Below are 15758 nucleotides of genomic sequence, written 5' to 3'. Positions count from 1 at the left end.
ATGTCTCTTTCAGCGATCGCCTATCTGGATGGCCTCGGTGCCATCAGTGACACCATCGACCTTGTCATCATGGACCTGTGGGGTTGCATGCATGACGGCATCAATGTCTATCCCGCCGCCCTCAATACCTTGCATCAGTTAAAGGCCAAAGGCATTCCCGTGGCGCTGGTTTCGAACGCGCCGCGCCGCACCGAAATCATCAGGCCGCGTTTGCGCCAGCTCGGCATCACCGACGATCTATATGCCGGCATCTACACCTCGGGCGAAATGATCTGGCAGCATCTTTCGACCAGATACGATCCCGCCTATGGAAAATTGGGCCGGCGCGCCTATGCCATCGTTGCCGATCACGACCGCAGCTTCTTCGACGGGCTGGATGTCACCCCGACAGAAGACATCGCGGATGCCGATTTCATCCTGGCGATCGGGGTCGAGAACGAGCATGTGACGGTGATGGATTTTGATCCCGTGCTGAAAAAGGCGCTGGCGCGCGGCCTGACGCTGATCTGTGCCAATCCGGATCTGATGGTGCATCGCGGCGGCATCGCCGAAATCTGCGCCGGTGCCATCGCCGATGAATATCAACGCCTCGGCGGCGATGTGCTGATCGAAGGGAAGCCCTATCCCGGCATCTATCGCCGCGTCATCGCCGATTTCGCGATCAAGGACGTAACCCGTGTCATCGGCGTGGGCGATGCCTTGCGGACGGATGTGGCGGGTGCCGCCGGGATCGGTGCCAAATCGCTCTTCATCGCCGGCGGCATCCATCAAGGCGATCTTTTGCGCGAGGGCCGGATCGACCGCGAGGTGTTGGATCATTTGAGCGCGCAAGGGCCGCGCCCGAGCTACGCGCTCCCTTATCTCGCCTGGTAATCAGCCATCCTTTGGTTACTGGGGCCGTCGCATCGCGAAGGTTTCCGTGACCGCCGTGTAGAGCGAGTAGCCGAGGCGGGCCAGGGGTTTGGCGATGGTGATGTCAACGCGGCCTTCGGGCGTGATCAGCTTCTCGTCGATATGGACACCCACCACATCGCCGAAGATGACGTCATTGGGCTGATCGGGATCGAGGGTGGGCAGCGACACGGTCTGGAGATAGCGGCATTCCAGGGCGACCGGCGAAGCAGCAACGCGTGGTGCGTTGACGATGCGCGATGGCACCATCTCGAGCCCCGCTACGTCCGCCTCGTTGACACCCGCTGGGAACTGCCCGGATGTGGCGTTCATCTGTTCCCGGAGATCCCAGGTCGCCATATTGACGACGAAGGCGCCGCTGGCCTCGACATTGCGGCGTGAATCCTTGATCTCGCCATTTGCCTTCCGGCCTGAGGGTGCAAAGAGGACGATCGGTGGCGAATCCGCCACCATGTTGAAAAAGCTGAAGGGGGCCAGATTGACGCGCCCCTCGAGATCGACGCTGGAAATCCAGCCGATCGGCCGCGGCACCACCAGGGCCTTCAAGGGATCGATGGTTAGGCCGCTATTTTGAAGGCGCGGTTCATAGAACATGAAGGGGAACTCCGGATCAGGCAGCGCGGCGCCCGAGGATGTGATGGATCATCATGCCGCCCAGGAGCGCTGCGAAAAAGATCCAGGCCTGATAGCCGCCAAGGCCCAGGATGGCAAGAGCGGGACCGGGGCAGATGCCGGCAAGGCCCCAGCCGATGCCGAAGAGGAGGCTGCCCAGAATGAGCGGCCGGTCGATCGCCTGCGCTTGGGGCCAGGCGAATGTTTCGGCGAGCGCCGGTTTTTCGAGGCGCCGTGCATAGGCAAAGCCCGGCACCGCGACAAGAAGGCCGCCCGCCATGACCAGAGCGAGGCTGGGGTCCCAACCGCCGCTGGCGATGGCAGCGAGATCCAGGAAGGCGAGAACCTTTTGCGGATTCGCCATGCCGGAGAGGACAAGACCGGCGCCGAAGACGAGACCGGCAATGAGGGCGGAGATAAGGCGCAGCATGATCTCAAGCTCCGATCAGGTGACGGACGACAAAGACGGTGACGATGGCACTCGCCATGAAAGTGAGCGTCGCCGCGAGCGAGCGTTTGGAAAAACGCGCCAGGCCGCAAATGCCATGGCCGCTGGTGCAGCCCGAGCCCATCCGCGTGCCATAACCGACCAGCAGACCGCCCAGGATGAGGAGTGGCCAGCCGCCCGCGAATATCGGCATGAAGCCGCCGATCGATTCCGCCATGGCATAGGCGCCAAGGACGATGCCGATCAGGAAGGCGAGGCGCCAGTTGCGTTCCTCGCCGGATTGCGTCGCCGCATTGGCGAGGATGCCGCTCACACCGGCGATGCGGCCAAGGCGGATCATCAGCATCACCGCGGCGAGGCCGATTAGAATCCCGCCGATAAGCGCACGCTGCGGGTCGAAAGCGTTCCAATCCATGACGAATACTCCGGTTGATCTCTAGCGACGGCGGCTCTCGGCACCGCCGGGGGGACAGAATTCGGCCTGCAAAGCCGCGACGATATTGCGGGCCGCCGCGCTATTGGCCCGATATTCGATGCTGGTACCGCGCCGGGTGGCGGCTACCATGCCCTGGCCTTTCAGGATGGCGAGATGCTGCGAGACCTTGGGCTGCGCCAATCCCAGGAGCGAGGCCAGCTCGCCCACAGCGCGCGGGCGCTCCTCGAGCGCACAAAGAATCGCCAGGCGATGCTCATGGGCAAGCGAGCGCAGGAAAGCAGCCGCCTGCTCGGCCTTGGCGAGCAAGTCCTCGACGGGGGGTTGCGGGGCACTTTTCGCTTTTATATTCATAAATTCGAATATATGAATATTATCGATTTTGTCAAGCCTTCCTGGATAATCGCAGCAAAGCGCCAGTCGGACCGGCATTTGGCGGGCAGAGAGGCACCCCGCCCTTGCGCTCTGCCAGTTCCCACCGGGCAGGGCTTCGGGCGACACTGAAGTCCAATTCCCTTTCACCCGCGCGAGCCCCCAGATGGTCCAGCACCTCAATTTCCCGATCCTGATCGTGCACCGGCAATTCGGCACCACCAATGCCGCCGGAAGACGGTTGGGCGAGATCGCGCGGCAATTGGAAACAGATGGTTTTGCCACCATCACCACCACCGATTATGCCGATGCGGGCATCGTCGCCGCCACCCATCGCGGCCTCTCGGCCGTGCTGTTCGGCGAGGCGGCTTTGACCAATGACGACTCGGCGCGCAAGGAGATGCACGACCTCATCGCCGCCATCCGTCTGCGCGCACCCAATCTGCCGATCATCGCCTTGGCCGAGACCGACCGCGTCGCGCTGACGCCGGGCAAGAAGGCGAAGACCCGCAATGCCGATCGCCGCAGCGATCTGCTGGGCGAGATCCGCCAGGTGATCTATCTGTTCGAGGACACGGTCCCCTTCATCGCGCGCCAGATCGAGCGTGTGGCCGAATCCTATCTGCAGGGTCTGCTGCCGCCCTTTTTCGGCGCTCTCGTGCGCCACGCCTCGCGCTCGAATTATTCCTGGCACACGCCCGGCCATGCCGGCGGCGTCGCCTTGAAGAAAAGTCCAGTCGGTCGCGCCTTCCATGATTTTTTCGGCGAGAACACGCTCCGCGCCGATCTCTCGATCTCGGTCCCGGAACTGGGCTCGCTCCTCGATCATATCGGCCCGGTCCAGGAAGCCGAGGCACGCGCGGCGCGGAATTTCGGCGCCGATCATTCCTTCTTCGTCACCAACGGCACCTCGACCGCCAACAAGATCGTCTGGCAGGGATTCGTGGGCAAGGATGATCTGGTGCTGGTCGACCGCAATTGCCACAAATCGGTGCTGCACGCGATCATCATGACGGGGGCGACGCCGATCTATCTCGAGCCCAAGCGCAATGCGCTGGGCATCATCGGCCCGATCGGCCGCGACCAATTCGAACCGGCGGCGATCAAAAAGCGCATCGCCGCCAATCCGCTGGTGAAGGGCAAGCATTCAGGCCGCGTGCGCCTCGCCACCGTCACCAACTCGACCTATGACGGGCTTTGCTACAATGCCGAGATGATCAAGGAGACGATCAACGGCGCCACCGACGTGCTGCATTTCGACGAAGCCTGGTACGGCTATGCGGCCTTTCACGAATTCTATGCCGGGCGCCATGGCATGGGGCGGCGCCATGGCTTCAATCGCGCGGGACACCCCATCGTCGTCGCCACGCAATCGACGCATAAACTGCTCGCGGCCTTCAGCCAGGCCTCGATGATCCATGTCGAGGATGCCGCGAAGCCCCGCTTCGACTGGGCGCGCTTCAACGAAGCCTTCATGATGCACACCTCGACCTCGCCGGCCTATGGCATCATCGCCTCCTGCGACGTCGCCTCCGCCATGATGGAAGGGCCGGCCGGACGCTCCCTCATCGAAGAGACCCATGAAGAGGCGCGCGGCTTCCGCGCCGCCATGGCCGCCGTGCGGCAGGGATTGAAGGCCAATGATTGGTGGTTCTCGGTCTGGCAGCCGGACAATATCGATCTCGACCGGCCCACGAGTGCCGCCGATTGGACGCTGAAACCCAGTGCCGCCTGGCATGGCTATGGCGCGGTCGCCAAGGATTTCGTGACGCTGGACCCGATCAAGGTCACCATCCAGACGCCAGGCCTTTCCATCGACGGCAAGATGTCGGCTTTCGGCGTGCCGGCCGCCATCGTCAGCAAGTTCCTGTGGGAACGCGGCATCGTGGTTGAAAAGACCGGCCTCTATTCCTTCCTGGTGCTCTTCTCCATGGGCATCACCAAGGGCAAGTGGAACACGCTGGTGACGGAACTGCGCACCTTCAAGCGCGCCTTCGATGCCAATGAACCGCTGGAGCGCGCATTGCCCAGCATTATGGCGAAACATGGCGACGCCTATCGCGGCATGGGCCTCAAGGATCTCTGCCAGGCGCTCCACGATTGCTACCGCAAGGACCAGATCCCCGCCAAGATGAATGCGATGTTCAGCGGTCTCCCCGAACCGGTGATGAAGCCGGCCGAGGCCTATGACCGGCTGGTGCACGAGAAATACGAGAAGGTTGAGATCGACCGTCTCGCCGGCCGTGTCGCCGCGGTGATGCTGGTCCCCTATCCGCCGGGCATTCCCCTCATCATGCCGGGCGAGCGTTACGGCAAGGGCACACAGCCCATTCTCGACTATCTGAAATTCGCCCGAGATTTCGACCGCCGCTTCCCCGGCTTCGAGATCGACATCCACGGGATCCGCTTCGAGACCGGCAAGAACGGCGAGAAGCGTTACCTGGTGGATTGCTTGAGCGAGTGAGAATCAGGTCAATCGCTCGATCGTGAAATCCAGCAATGCCCGCAACCGCGTCAGCCGCTTGAGATCGCGATGATAGCCGACCCAGACATCGCGGCCGGGTGGCACGTCGCCGAGATCGATGACGTGGAGGCCGACGATGTTGTCGCCCAGCAGCCGCGGCAACACGGCAAGGCCTGCGCCGGCGCGGCAGGCTTGTGCCTGCACCTCGCGGTTGTTGCTGCGATAGGCGATGCGCGCCCTGGGTAGATGTTGCTGCAGCCAGGCCATGTCGGGCAAAGCGCCGAAGGCCGTGTCCATCGTCACCAATGCAGCGCCGGTGCCGTCGCCGAGTTCGACGCGCGTCATGGGTACGGCACCGTACAAGGCATAATCCATGCGCAGCACTTTCCGCTGCACGATTTCCGGTTCCTCGAAGCGTGCGATGCGGAAGGCGAGATCGGCTTCGCGCCGTGCCAGGCTGAAGACCCGCGCATCGGTGACAAGCTCGATCGTGAGTCCGGGATGGCTGCTGGAGAAAGCAGCGAAGATGGGTGTCAGCACATGGGTCCCGAACCAATCCGATGACGAAATCCGCAGCAGGCCGGTGTGACCGGTTTCGGCACCGCCGAGCGCCCGTTCCGCCGCCAGCGCCGCCTCTTCCATCCGTTCCGCCGGACCCAGCAGGGCCTCACCTTCATGGGTCAGCACGAAGCCATCGCCCGTGCGCTGGAAAAGAGTCTGGCGGAGATCCTGTTCCAAGGCACGCAGCCGCCGGCCCATGGTCGGCTGGGTAAGGCCCAGGCGCCGGGCCGCGGCCCCCAAGGTGCCGGCGCGGGCGATGGCGAGGAAAATGCGGAGATCGTCCCATTCCATGCCACATCATACAAAAATGCATGGAAACTAAAAATAAATCTTCGTTTCCATTCTTTTATGACTGCTCCACCTTTCTCCCAGCGGCACAGCGCCGCTGGAAAGCGAGGTCCAATGTCCGTCATATCCATGCGCGCCCAGCGCACCGAAGCGCCCGATCGGCCCTTTACCCTGGTCGATCTGCCCGTGAAGCAGCCCGGCCCCGGCGAGGTTCTGGTGCGCATCCAGGCGAGCGGAGTCAATCCGCTGGACCTCAAGATCCGCGCCGGCGAAGCCGCTCATGCGCGGCATCCTTTGCCGGCGATTCTCGGCCTCGATCTGGCCGGCACGGTCGCGGCGATCGGTGCGGGTGTCACCCGCTTCCGCATCGGCGACGAGGTCTATGGCATGGCAGGCGGTGTCGGCGGGCATCAGGGAACGCTCGCCGAATACGCGGTGGTCGATGCCGATCTCCTGGCCCTGAAGCCCGCCAATCTTTCCATGCGCGAAGCGGCCGCGATCCCGCTGGTTTTCATCACCGCCTGGGAAGGCCTGGTCGATCGCGCGGCGGTCACAGCCGGCGACAAGGTCCTGGTCCATGGCGGCGCCGGCGGCGTCGGGCAGATGGCCGTGCAACTGGCTGCCAGTCGCGGCGCCAAAGTCTTTGCGACCGATTCCGCCGACAAGAAGGATTACATCGAAAGCCTCGGTGCGACCGCGATCGATTACCGCGCGGAAAGCGTCGACCAATATGTCGGCCGCCTCACCGGGGGCGAGGGCTTCGACATCGTCTATGACACGGCGGGCGGGGCGACGCTTGACGCATCCTTCCAGGCCGTGCGCGCCTATCAAGGTCATGTCGTCTCCTGCCTCGGCTGGGGGACACATGCCCTGGCGCCGCTCTCCTTCCGGGCGGCGAGCTATAGCGGCGTCTTCACATTACTGCCACTCCTGACCGGCAAGGGCCGCACCCATCACGGCGAGATTCTTGAGGCGGCAACCAAACTCGCCGAAGCCGGCCAGCTGATGCCGCGCCTCGATCCCACGCGCTATACCTTGGCCCAGGCGGATGCGGCCCATGAGGCGCTCCGCAACCGCCTGGCGCGCGGCAAGGTCGTGGTCGAGATCGACTGATCGTTACTCCGCCGCCTTTTTCACCGCCGGGAAGCGCGAGCGCATTTCCAGTTCGAAAATCGGCACGGTGTTGCGGATATACTGGCCCTTGGCATCGAACACCGGCTGGTAATCCCAGGCGACACCCTGCGCCCGCAGAATGTCGTTCAGGTAACGGCGGCGGCGCTGGCTTGCCACCACCTGCTGACGAATGCCTTCCATATCCCAGTTCCTCGCGATCTCGGCACGCAGGGCCGCGATCTGCGCCGCATGGGCGGGATCTGTGGCGAGATTCGTCACCTCCAGGGGATCCGCCTCAAGGTCGTAGAGCTGGTCCGGGTCCGACTGGAAATGCACGAATTTGTACTTGCCGCGGCGGATCATGACGCCCGGCGCCTTGGCGCCTTCGCCCATATATTCGCCGATCACCTCGTCATGCCCCTTGCCGCCCGTGATATGCGGCACCATCGACCGGCCCTCGGTCACGACCTGCTCATGCAACGGCGCACCGTCGGTCGCGAGGTCCAGCAGGGTCGGCAGGATGTCGATCTGCGAGACGGCCTCCTTGACGCGGCCCGCCTTCACGCCGGGGCCATTGATGATCATCGGGATGCGGGCGGAGTTCTCGAACCAGTTCATCTTGAACCACAGACCGCGTTCGCCCAGCATGTCGCCGTGGTCGCCGGTGACGATGGTGTAGGTGTTGTCGGCAAACCCGCTTTCCTTCAATGCCTGCATCATCTCGGCGAAGCGCTCGTCGATATAGGAGACCGTGCCGTAATAGGCATGGCGTGCATTGCGGATGGCATCTTCGGTCGGCGCCGGATCCAGCATGCCGATGCCGTTCGAGATGCGCTGCTCGTGAGGATTGAGCGGCACGGAACCAGCCTTGAGTTTCGGCATGTCGATATCGTCATGCCGGTAGAGATCCCAATGCTCCTTGCGCGCGAGATAGGGATCGTGCGGGCTGATCAGCGAGACGACGAGACAGAAGGGTTGATCATCGCCCCTCCGGGCGAGATCGAAGAGATGACGCTTGGCCAGGAACACGACCTCGTCATCGAAATCGAGATAGGCCGAGCGTGTGCAGATGCCGGCCTCATGCACCACATCCATGTTGTGGAACCAGTCGAGCTTCATTTCCGGATGATCCCAATTGGGCACCCAGGCAAAGTCGGAGGGATAGACATCGGTGGTCAGGCGGCGATGGAAGCCGTGGAGCTGGTCCGGGCCGCAGAAATGCATCTTGCCGGAGAGCGTTGTGTCGTAGCCGAGCGCCGAGAGGTGATGCGCGAAGGTCGGGATCTCGGCCATGAATTCGGCGGCATTGTCCCAGGCGCCGATCTTGGTTGGCAGACGCCCGGACATGAAGGAATAGCGGGCCGGTGCACAGAGCGGATAGTTGCAATAGGCGGCGTCGAAGACAGCACTACTTTCTGCGAATTTCTGGAGATGCGGCGTCTTTACCACCTGATGCCCATAGGTCGGCATGAATTGCGGCGCCAATTGATCGAGCATGAAGATGACGAAATTGGGCTTCCGGTTGGCCATCTCTGTTCCCCTGGCTGTATGGCTGAGCTAGGCCAAGTCTTATATTTGTCATCCGCCGCGACAAACGATAAATTGTGACCTCATAGGCTAAGCAAAACTAAGCCTGAAGGAGATTGGATGCGGCGCCTGCCCCCCTTGGCGATGTTGCGGAGCTTCGAGGCAGCCGCCCGCCATGTCGGTTTCGCCCGCGCCGGGGCGGAATTGGGCGTCACGGCCGCCGCCATCAGCCAGCAGGTGCGGGCGCTTGAAGAATATCTGGGCCAAGCTCTGTTCCTGCGCCGCGCACAGGGCCTCGCCCTCACCGATCGTGGGCTGTCCTACCTTACCATCGTGCGCGATGCCTTCGACCGCCTGGGTGCCGGCACCGATGAATTGTTCCATGGGCGCGATACGGCCCAGGTCGCGCTGCGCGTCACCGCGGGTTTTGCGCATCTGTGGTTTGCCTCGCGTTTATCGGCCTTTCTGACGCGTCACCCAGAAATGCCGGTGCGCGTGCTGACTTCGCTCTGGACCCCGATCGAGCTCGATCCCGATGTCGATTTCGAGATCCGATGCGGGATCGGCTCATGGCCCGGCCTTACCGCCTATCCCCTCACCCGCGACCGGCTGTTCCCGGTCTGCGCGCCCGAACTGATCGAGGGGGAGGCGCGTCCGCGCGATCCGGCAGCGTTACTCGCCGGCCAGCGCCTCATCCATATCGAGGGCTTCGCCGAAGGCTGGCCGGAATGGGGCAAGGGGGCGGGCGTCGCTTTGGCGGCACCCAGCCTCGCCTTCGATACGGCGAGTCTGGCGATCGACCTGGCTTTGGCCGGCGGCGGCGTCTTGATCGGCCGTACCTCTCTGGTCGAGTCGCCTCTGGCAGACGGGCGGCTCATCGCCCCCTTCGCTACCAAGATCAAATGCACCGAGAACTTCTATCTTGTTGAACGCGCTGGAGAAAGGCTCTCCCAGCCAGCCCGCATCCTGCGCGACTGGCTCCTCGCCGAAGCCGCGCAATAAGGCAGCGAGCTTGACATTTCCTTGGTCTTTGGCTATTTAGTCTATCAATCTAATAGACTATTGTTCCCGGCGTGCTCCCCACCGCCAGCCGCCGGCTCAGGGAAAGTCGATCTAGATCATGAAAGCAGCCGTTCTCCGCGCGTCGCAGCGCTCGTCCCATCTGCTCAATCTCCATACGCTGGGCGGGATCCTCAGCCTCGCCATCCTCATCGCCATCCTGCCGGTCTCGATCGGCCTCGTTGCCAGCATGAGCGGCCTCGCAGCGGGCCCCACCAGTTCGGTCGATGTGATCGATTTTGCCGCCCGGCGATTGGTCTCGGTCCAGGAAGCACGCGCGCTCATCGCCTCGGGCGCCCTGGTGCTGGATGCCCGCGATCCTCAGACGCGCCTTGCAGATGCCCTGCCCAATGCACAAGGCATCGACGGAATCGATCTCACGCAGGACGATGCAACACTCACCACCAAGTTGCGCGCGCTCGGCCTCTCCACGGCACAGCCGGTCGTGGTGTTGGGCGATTCGGCCGAGCAGATCGTCACAACCCTCCGCAGCCTTGGCCAGATGCGCGCCGTCGCGGTGGAGGGTGGCCTGCCGGCACTTCGCCAGGCGGGCTTCCTCGCCATCTATCCCCCGGCGGGCAGCGGCGATTTCATCGCCTCTCGCAATTGACGGTGCCGCTCAGGTGCTGTTGCCGGCCTTGCCGTCATCCTGGGCATTGAACTGCGCGATCGAGATGGTGACGGGTCGTTTTTCGGCGTCCTACTCGTTCTCTTTCCAACCGCATTTAAGATCGTATTGGCAGTAGGCACGCAGAGCTAGGTTCATATAACGATTTACAAATGCTCTGCCGCCGTTGCCGCGGAAGTCGACAAACTTTACCGTGAGGGAAACGCCGCCATCCAGCCCAATGTGGTAGTCACAATAATATATGGCGTTCGTAAACTGATTCGTGCAGCGAGCAACATCGAAACTGTCGACTGATCGATCTCCGAAGTACGTAATCTTTCCATCAGTGCTGACCCACGTCGTGAAATCTAGCGTTCCATTCTTTTGTATCTTGGGAGCACGAAGCTCTACACTCCTCAATCCTTCTTCGGTGACCGCTTCGATTGCACGCTCATGCGCATGAAACGGCTCTACGAAGTCGCTGTAGCGTGGGGGAGCCGTAGCCGAACGACAGCAACCGACGTCGACCTCGATCATCTGTTTTCTATGGTCCCTCAGAACACTGCTGATATATCCGTTTCGATTTACCGCTTCCGACACAATCTTGCCAGCAGGTGATCCTTCCGGCGCCAGGATGGCGAAGGTAATTCTACCTGAAGTGTTCATAACGTCAGGCCATTGCGGAAAGTCATCGATCGGGTATCCCGAGGCATAGACCAAGGCGTTCTTGGGGATCGAGAGATGGCGAAGGAGGCTTTGACTGTCTCGCCTTACAATATTCAGTGAAATGAGCGACGGGTCGTTGGTATAGCGACGGAAACCATTATCAACTGCCAGATCCTGTGCCTTCACCGGCAAAGCAAAAACGATCAGGAATGCAAGTACGGCAATTAACTTCAATGTAATCTCCCCGTCTGCTTACGCCCCCAGGATGAATTTCTGCGCGCGCATGATTTCGAAGAAATCTTTGTGGGCGAACTGAACCGTACGATTGCCGAGATGTTTGGCCCCCGGATAGAACGACGCCTTGTAGGCCGAGACGGGGTTGGTGAAGAAAACTTCCATCACCGTTTCGGCGGCGGGCTTCAGCAGATAGGCGGCGCGGTTGCCGCTTAGGGCGCGCTTCACCCCTTCCCTGATCTTGCGGCGCGCGAGCTTGGGCGCGATCGAGACGGTGGAGCGGCCGATTCCTTCAAGGGTCGCGACTGTTTCCATCCCTGGATTGAGCCGTTCGGCATCGGCGCAGATGCCTTCATCGCCGGAGAGAAACACCGCCGGCACGTTGTAATAGCCGGCGGCCGTGGCATGGAGATGAAATTCCGAGGCCGGCACGCCGTTCAAGCGTAGCTCGCCGATATTCAAGTTCATGGTATGGGCGAGCGGATTGCTCTCCGCGCCCGCGCGCGAATGATAGCCGGTGAAGAGGACGGCATCGAAACTCTCGTCGATCTCCTGCACCATGCTCAGGGGATGGCCGCTCCACCCGCGCACGATCCTGACGCAATCGGGCAGATCCTCGGTGAGAATGTTGCGCCCGGAATCATGCGCATCCTTGAGGACGATCTCCGTCGCCCCGGCCTCGATGGCGCCCTCGATCGCGGCCATTACCTCGCCGGTCATCAGCGCGCGGAATTCCTTGTAATCGGCATGGGCCTTCTCGGCCTCGTTCCAATTGGTGATGCCGGCGGTACCTTCGATATCGCTGCTGATATAGACCTTCATGGCTGCCCTTCGAGAGAGGATTGGCTCGGCCGAAGTGTTGCCCGAACGGGCCGATAAAAGCTAGTGCCGGCACGCCTAGTCCTGGGCGTTCCTGCGCTCTTCCTTGCGCTTTGCAACAAAAGCGTCGAGCGCCTCGGCGATGGCGGGATCCAAGGGTGGCGGCGTGAAGGCGGCAAGCGCCTGCTGCCAGATACCGGTGGCGCGTTCGGTGGCGTTCTTGGCTCCATCCTCGGCCCAGGCCGGATAGGAGCGCCAATCGGAGAGCAACGGCCGACGGAACGCATTTTGATAGCGTTCCAGGGTGTGTTGCGCGCCAAAGAAATGACCGCCGGGTGCTACCTCGCGCTGGGCGTCGAGGCCGAGTTCCGCCTCGCTGGTATCGAAGGGTTGTACCAAGAGCGCCATCATCTGCAGCATCTCGACATCGAGGATCACTTTTTCAAAGGATGCGGTGAGACCGCCTTCCATCCAGCCGGCACCATGATAGACGAGATTGGCGCCGCCCATGACCGAGGACCAGAGCGACATCTGAGATTCATAGGCCGCCTGGGCATCGACGATGTTGGAGGCGCTGGCATTGCTGGCGCGGTAGGGCAGGTTATAGCGCCGCGCTAATTGTCCGCCGGCAAGGGTCGCCCGCGCATTCTCGGCCGTGCCGAAAGCCGGCGCGCCGGAGCGGAGATCGACATTGGAAGTGAAGGCGCCATAGACTACGGGTGCACCAGGCCGCGTCAATTGCGAGAGCGCGATGCCCGCCAGCGCCTCGGCATTCTGCTGTGCCAAGGCCGCGGCAAGGCTGACTGGTGCCATGGCGCCCATCAGCGTGAAGGGTGTCACCACCACCGCCTGGCCCCATTCACTCATCGCCATCAATCCTTCGCTCATCGCTTCGTCGAAGCGGCGCGGGGAATTCACCGAGATGATGGTGAGGACACCCGGATCGTCGCGCATCTCTTCGCGCGTCAGGCCGCGCGAGATCGCCATCATGTCGATGCCGTCCAGTGCGCGTTCTCGACCGATCGCAGTGCAGTGATAGACCTTGTCGGTCAGGGTCACATTGGCGAGATAACAATCGAGATGGCGGGAGCTCACCGGCAATTCCTGCGGCGCCGTGGTCTGGTTGCCGAGGAGATGGATGATGTCGAAACTTTGCGCCAGTGCGATAAGGCGCTTGTAATCGGCGAGATTGCCGGCGCGGCGGCCGTTCACAAAGTCATGCACATTGGGCGGGCCGGCGACGAGGCCGAAGGCCAGCGCATCGCCACCGAGTTCTATGGTCCGCGCAGGGTTGCGCGGTGTCAGGCGGAAACTTTGCGGCGCGGTCTTCAAGGCCGCGTCGATCACCTCGCGGGGAATCCGCACGAGACCGGTCGCGTGATCGACTCTGGCCCCGGCTTTGGAAAAGAGATCGCGGGCGGCAGCACCCATGAATTCGATGCCGATCTCTTCGAGGATGGTGAGCGAAGCCTGGTGGATCGCCTCGATCTGATCCGCACTCAGGGGTTCGATGGGTTTGAGGGCGCGCCGCAGGATCGCCGGGAAATGGCCTTGGGAAAGGCCGCTCTCGCGCGGCCGTCTGGCATTTTCCGGCCCGCGCCGGCGCCGGACGGCGACCCGCGCACCACTTTCGCTTTCCGGATGTTCGCCGCTGATCTCGTCAACCATGTCACCCTCGCCAGAAATTGGTGGGATGACCTTAGCGAAGTGGGCCTGTGATCGAACAGGCGCTAGATGACGAGAAATGATGCTGGCGCGATGCGGTTAGCTCATCACCCGAAGCGGCCGGCCTGGTAATCCTGGAAGGCCTGCTCGATCTCGGCCCTGGTGTTCATGACGAAGGGACCGGCACGGACGACCGGCTCGCCGATCGGGCGCGCAGCGAGGATGAGGGCGCGGCCGCCCTCGGGGCCAGCCTGCAAGGAAACCGTGTCGCCCTCCACCGTCACCGCCATATGCGCAGCCGGGACTAATTCGTCGCCGACGGTAACAGCACCTTCGAAGACATGGACCAGGACGGTCGCCGCGGGATCGACCGGGCATTGCCAGGCCGTGCCCGCCGGGAGCGTCACGTCGACCAGCAAGGGCTGGCGCGAGACGCCATTGACCGGCCCCGCAATACCGCCGGCTTCGCCCGCCACGACCTTCACGGTGATTCCACCTTCCAGCGTCTTTTCCGGAATCTCGCTGGGCGCGTAATCCTGATAGCGCGGCGCCGTCATTTTCTCGGCCGCCGGCAGATTGACCCAGATCTGGAAGCCGCGCATGAGGCCGTCGGTCTGTTCCGGCATCTCGGAATGGACGAGGCCGCGCCCGGCGGTCATCCATTGGGCACCACCGGCGGTCAGCAAACCGCTATTCCCCTTGTTGTCGAAATGTCGCATGCGCCCGGCCAGCATATAGGTGACCGTTTCGAAGCCGCGATGGGGATGGTCCGGAAAGCCGCCGATATAGGCGTCGGGGTCGTCCGAGCCGAACTCGTCGAACAGCAGGAAGGGATCGATTTGCAGGATGCCCTGGACCGGGAAGACGCGCTTCATCCGGACCCCGGCCCCATCCGAGGCGTCCTGGCCCGGAATGACATGGATGGTTTCGCGGATCTGGCTCATCTGACTGGCTCCGGCGGCAAAAGTTCTGGAAGATATGCTGAAGAAGATAGGCACTCGGCGGGCGCTGAACAATCACCGCACCAGTCACCAGATTGTTGACTCATCCGACACAATACGACGCGGCACGGCGCAATTTCGCAAGCCAGGAATGCCGGGGCCGGTATAGGCTCCGTTTCCTCACCCCAAGCGGCGGCGGTCCTTCCCATGCTGAAATTCATCCACATCACCGACACCCATCTGGTCGGGCGCAACGAGGCGCTCTATGGGACCGATCCTTCCTGGCGCCTCAAGGCCTGTGTCGAGGACATCCGCGCCGCGCATGCCGATGCCGCCTTCTGCATCATCACCGGCGATCTCGCCGATCGCGGCGGCAAGGCCACCTACGAGATCATGAAGGAGATTCTGGCGCCCCTTCCCATGCCGGTCCATCTCATGGTCGGCAATCATGACAGCCGCGAGGATTTGCGCGCCGTGTTCAAGGGCGCCTTCGATGACGGCAACGGTTTCGTGCAGGGAAAGCTGGAGACGGCGCAGGGTGTCTTCCTGATGCTGGATACGATCGAGCCCTTTCGCCATGAAGGCGTTTTCTGCGAACGCCGCGCCGCCTGGCTGGCACAGGCTCTGGCCGAGAGCGGCCAGAAACCGGTCTATCTCTGCCAGCATCATCCGCCCTTTCCCGTCGGCATCGCCGGCGATGACCGGCTCAGTATCCTCGACAGCAAGCCGTTCGTGGATGCAGTGACGCCGCATTGGAATCGCATCCGACACATGTTCTTCGGCCATATCCACCGCCCGATCTCCGGCTCCTGGCGCGGCATGCCGTTCTCGACCCTCTTTGGCACCAACCACCAGACGGCACTGGAACTCACCCCCTATCTCTCCGTCGAGAAAGCGCTCGCGGAACCGGATGACACGGTCTGGGGATCGCCCGAGGCACCGCATTACGGTGTCGTGCTGATCACCGAGGAATTGGTGGTGGTGCACCAGCGCTCGTTCCTGACCGGGCCGCAGCGCTTCAAGCTATAGGGAAAAGA

Annotated in this window: 16 protein-coding genes; 6 read left to right on the top strand and 10 right to left on the bottom strand. The window is 62.4% G+C overall.

The features are described 5' to 3' along the window. Positions 1-873, top strand: coding sequence for a TIGR01459 family HAD-type hydrolase (locus ACE3PR_RS07370; RefSeq protein WP_374369906.1), 873 nt, complete (start codon positions 1-3; stop codon positions 871-873). A gap of 15 nt (positions 874-888) precedes the next feature. Here ACE3PR_RS07370 and ACE3PR_RS07365 read toward each other — a convergent pair whose 3' ends face one another. From ACE3PR_RS07365 to ACE3PR_RS07350, 4 genes are read right to left on the bottom strand one after another with little or no spacing between them, the layout of a single operon-like run. Further along, positions 889-1506 (bottom strand): flavin reductase family protein, encoded by a 618-nt coding sequence (locus tag ACE3PR_RS07365; RefSeq protein ID WP_374369904.1) that lies wholly within the window; start codon positions 1504-1506, stop codon positions 889-891. A 16-nt stretch (positions 1507-1522) separates the two neighbouring features. After that, positions 1523-1954, bottom strand: coding sequence for a DUF6691 family protein (locus ACE3PR_RS07360; protein ID WP_374369901.1), 432 nt, complete (start codon positions 1952-1954; stop codon positions 1523-1525). 4 nt (positions 1955-1958) lie between these two features. Next, on the bottom strand, positions 1959-2387 hold the full coding sequence (locus ACE3PR_RS07355) for a YeeE/YedE family protein (protein ID WP_374369898.1): 429 nt from the start codon (positions 2385-2387) through the stop codon (positions 1959-1961). Positions 2388-2408: 21 nt separating this feature from the next. Next, the gene (locus ACE3PR_RS07350) at positions 2409-2714 is read right to left on the bottom strand and encodes an ArsR/SmtB family transcription factor (protein ID WP_374369895.1); all 306 of its coding nucleotides are present in this window, start codon (positions 2712-2714) and stop codon (positions 2409-2411) included. A gap of 229 nt (positions 2715-2943) precedes the next feature. On the opposite strand from ACE3PR_RS07350, the gene ACE3PR_RS07345 reads away from it, so the two are divergent. After that, a complete protein-coding gene (locus tag ACE3PR_RS07345; protein WP_374369892.1) occupies positions 2944-5241 on the top strand; it encodes an Orn/Lys/Arg decarboxylase N-terminal domain-containing protein in 2298 nt (765 codons plus the stop codon). Positions 5242-5244: 3 nt separating this feature from the next. Here ACE3PR_RS07345 and ACE3PR_RS07340 read toward each other — a convergent pair whose 3' ends face one another. Beyond that, positions 5245-6093, bottom strand: coding sequence for a LysR family transcriptional regulator (locus ACE3PR_RS07340; RefSeq protein ID WP_374369889.1), 849 nt, complete (start codon positions 6091-6093; stop codon positions 5245-5247). A gap of 111 nt (positions 6094-6204) precedes the next feature. Between ACE3PR_RS07340 and ACE3PR_RS07335 the strand changes: the two genes are divergently transcribed. Continuing rightward, positions 6205-7203 (top strand): zinc-dependent alcohol dehydrogenase family protein, encoded by a 999-nt coding sequence (locus ACE3PR_RS07335; RefSeq protein WP_374369886.1) that lies wholly within the window; start codon positions 6205-6207, stop codon positions 7201-7203. Positions 7204-7206: 3 nt separating this feature from the next. On the opposite strand, the gene betC is transcribed toward ACE3PR_RS07335, so the two are convergent. Beyond that, positions 7207-8733: a choline-sulfatase gene (betC, locus tag ACE3PR_RS07330; RefSeq protein ID WP_374369883.1), complete on the bottom strand. Its 1527-nt coding sequence runs from the start codon at positions 8731-8733 to the stop codon at positions 7207-7209. Between the two features lie 117 nt (positions 8734-8850). Here betC and ACE3PR_RS07325 point away from each other — a divergent pair, with 117 nt between their 5' ends. Next, positions 8851-9732 (top strand): LysR substrate-binding domain-containing protein, encoded by an 882-nt coding sequence (locus tag ACE3PR_RS07325; protein WP_374369880.1) that lies wholly within the window; start codon positions 8851-8853, stop codon positions 9730-9732. Positions 9733-9850: 118 nt separating this feature from the next. Continuing rightward, on the top strand, positions 9851-10399 hold the full coding sequence (locus ACE3PR_RS07320; RefSeq protein ID WP_374369878.1) for a rhodanese-like domain-containing protein: 549 nt from the start codon (positions 9851-9853) through the stop codon (positions 10397-10399). Between the two features lie 90 nt (positions 10400-10489). On the opposite strand, the gene ACE3PR_RS07315 is transcribed toward ACE3PR_RS07320, so the two are convergent. The 4 genes from ACE3PR_RS07315 to ACE3PR_RS07300 form a co-directional block, all read right to left on the bottom strand. Continuing rightward, entirely contained in the window at positions 10490-11296 is an 807-nt protein-coding gene (locus ACE3PR_RS07315) for a hypothetical protein (protein ID WP_374369875.1), read from the bottom strand. Between the two features lie 18 nt (positions 11297-11314). Further along, positions 11315-12118, bottom strand: a complete 804-nt coding sequence (locus ACE3PR_RS07310) for a M55 family metallopeptidase (protein ID WP_374369871.1) — start codon at positions 12116-12118, stop codon at positions 11315-11317. Between the two features lie 75 nt (positions 12119-12193). Beyond that, entirely contained in the window at positions 12194-13783 is a 1590-nt protein-coding gene (locus tag ACE3PR_RS07305; protein ID WP_374369868.1) for a trimethylamine methyltransferase family protein, read from the bottom strand. A 104-nt stretch (positions 13784-13887) separates the two neighbouring features. Further along, positions 13888-14724 (bottom strand): pirin family protein, encoded by an 837-nt coding sequence (locus ACE3PR_RS07300; RefSeq protein WP_374369865.1) that lies wholly within the window; start codon positions 14722-14724, stop codon positions 13888-13890. Positions 14725-14928: 204 nt separating this feature from the next. Between ACE3PR_RS07300 and ACE3PR_RS07295 the strand changes: the two genes are divergently transcribed. After that, entirely contained in the window at positions 14929-15750 is an 822-nt protein-coding gene (locus ACE3PR_RS07295) for a phosphodiesterase (protein WP_374369862.1), read from the top strand. Positions 15751-15758: the final 8 nt, after the last annotated feature.

Source organism: Dongia sp. (assembly GCF_041909655.1).
In the GTDB taxonomy this organism is placed as follows: Bacteria; Pseudomonadota; Alphaproteobacteria; order Dongiales; family Dongiaceae; genus Dongia.
Note: the sequence above shows the minus strand (reverse complement) of the source record. Positions and strands in the feature narration are given on the sequence as shown.

Coding starts and splice junctions, on each gene's coding strand:
- ACE3PR_RS07325 (WP_374369880.1), top strand. CDS start 8,851: ATGCGGCGCCTGCCCCCCTTGGCGATGTTGCGGAGCTTCGAGGCAGCC.
- ACE3PR_RS07365 (WP_374369904.1), bottom strand. CDS start 1,506: ATGTTCTATGAACCGCGCCTTCAAAATAGCGGCCTAACCATCGATCCC.
- ACE3PR_RS07295 (WP_374369862.1), top strand. CDS start 14,929: ATGCTGAAATTCATCCACATCACCGACACCCATCTGGTCGGGCGCAAC.
- ACE3PR_RS07305 (WP_374369868.1), bottom strand. CDS start 13,783: ATGGTTGACGAGATCAGCGGCGAACATCCGGAAAGCGAAAGTGGTGCG.
- ACE3PR_RS07320 (WP_374369878.1), top strand. CDS start 9,851: ATGAAAGCAGCCGTTCTCCGCGCGTCGCAGCGCTCGTCCCATCTGCTC.
- ACE3PR_RS07335 (WP_374369886.1), top strand. CDS start 6,205: ATGTCCGTCATATCCATGCGCGCCCAGCGCACCGAAGCGCCCGATCGG.
- ACE3PR_RS07360 (WP_374369901.1), bottom strand. CDS start 1,954: ATGCTGCGCCTTATCTCCGCCCTCATTGCCGGTCTCGTCTTCGGCGCC.
- ACE3PR_RS07355 (WP_374369898.1), bottom strand. CDS start 2,387: ATGGATTGGAACGCTTTCGACCCGCAGCGTGCGCTTATCGGCGGGATT.
- ACE3PR_RS07345 (WP_374369892.1), top strand. CDS start 2,944: ATGGTCCAGCACCTCAATTTCCCGATCCTGATCGTGCACCGGCAATTC.
- betC (WP_374369883.1), bottom strand. CDS start 8,733: ATGGCCAACCGGAAGCCCAATTTCGTCATCTTCATGCTCGATCAATTG.
- ACE3PR_RS07300 (WP_374369865.1), bottom strand. CDS start 14,724: ATGAGCCAGATCCGCGAAACCATCCATGTCATTCCGGGCCAGGACGCC.
- ACE3PR_RS07370 (WP_374369906.1), top strand. CDS start 1: ATGTCTCTTTCAGCGATCGCCTATCTGGATGGCCTCGGTGCCATCAGT.
- ACE3PR_RS07340 (WP_374369889.1), bottom strand. CDS start 6,093: ATGGAATGGGACGATCTCCGCATTTTCCTCGCCATCGCCCGCGCCGGC.
- ACE3PR_RS07310 (WP_374369871.1), bottom strand. CDS start 12,118: ATGAAGGTCTATATCAGCAGCGATATCGAAGGTACCGCCGGCATCACC.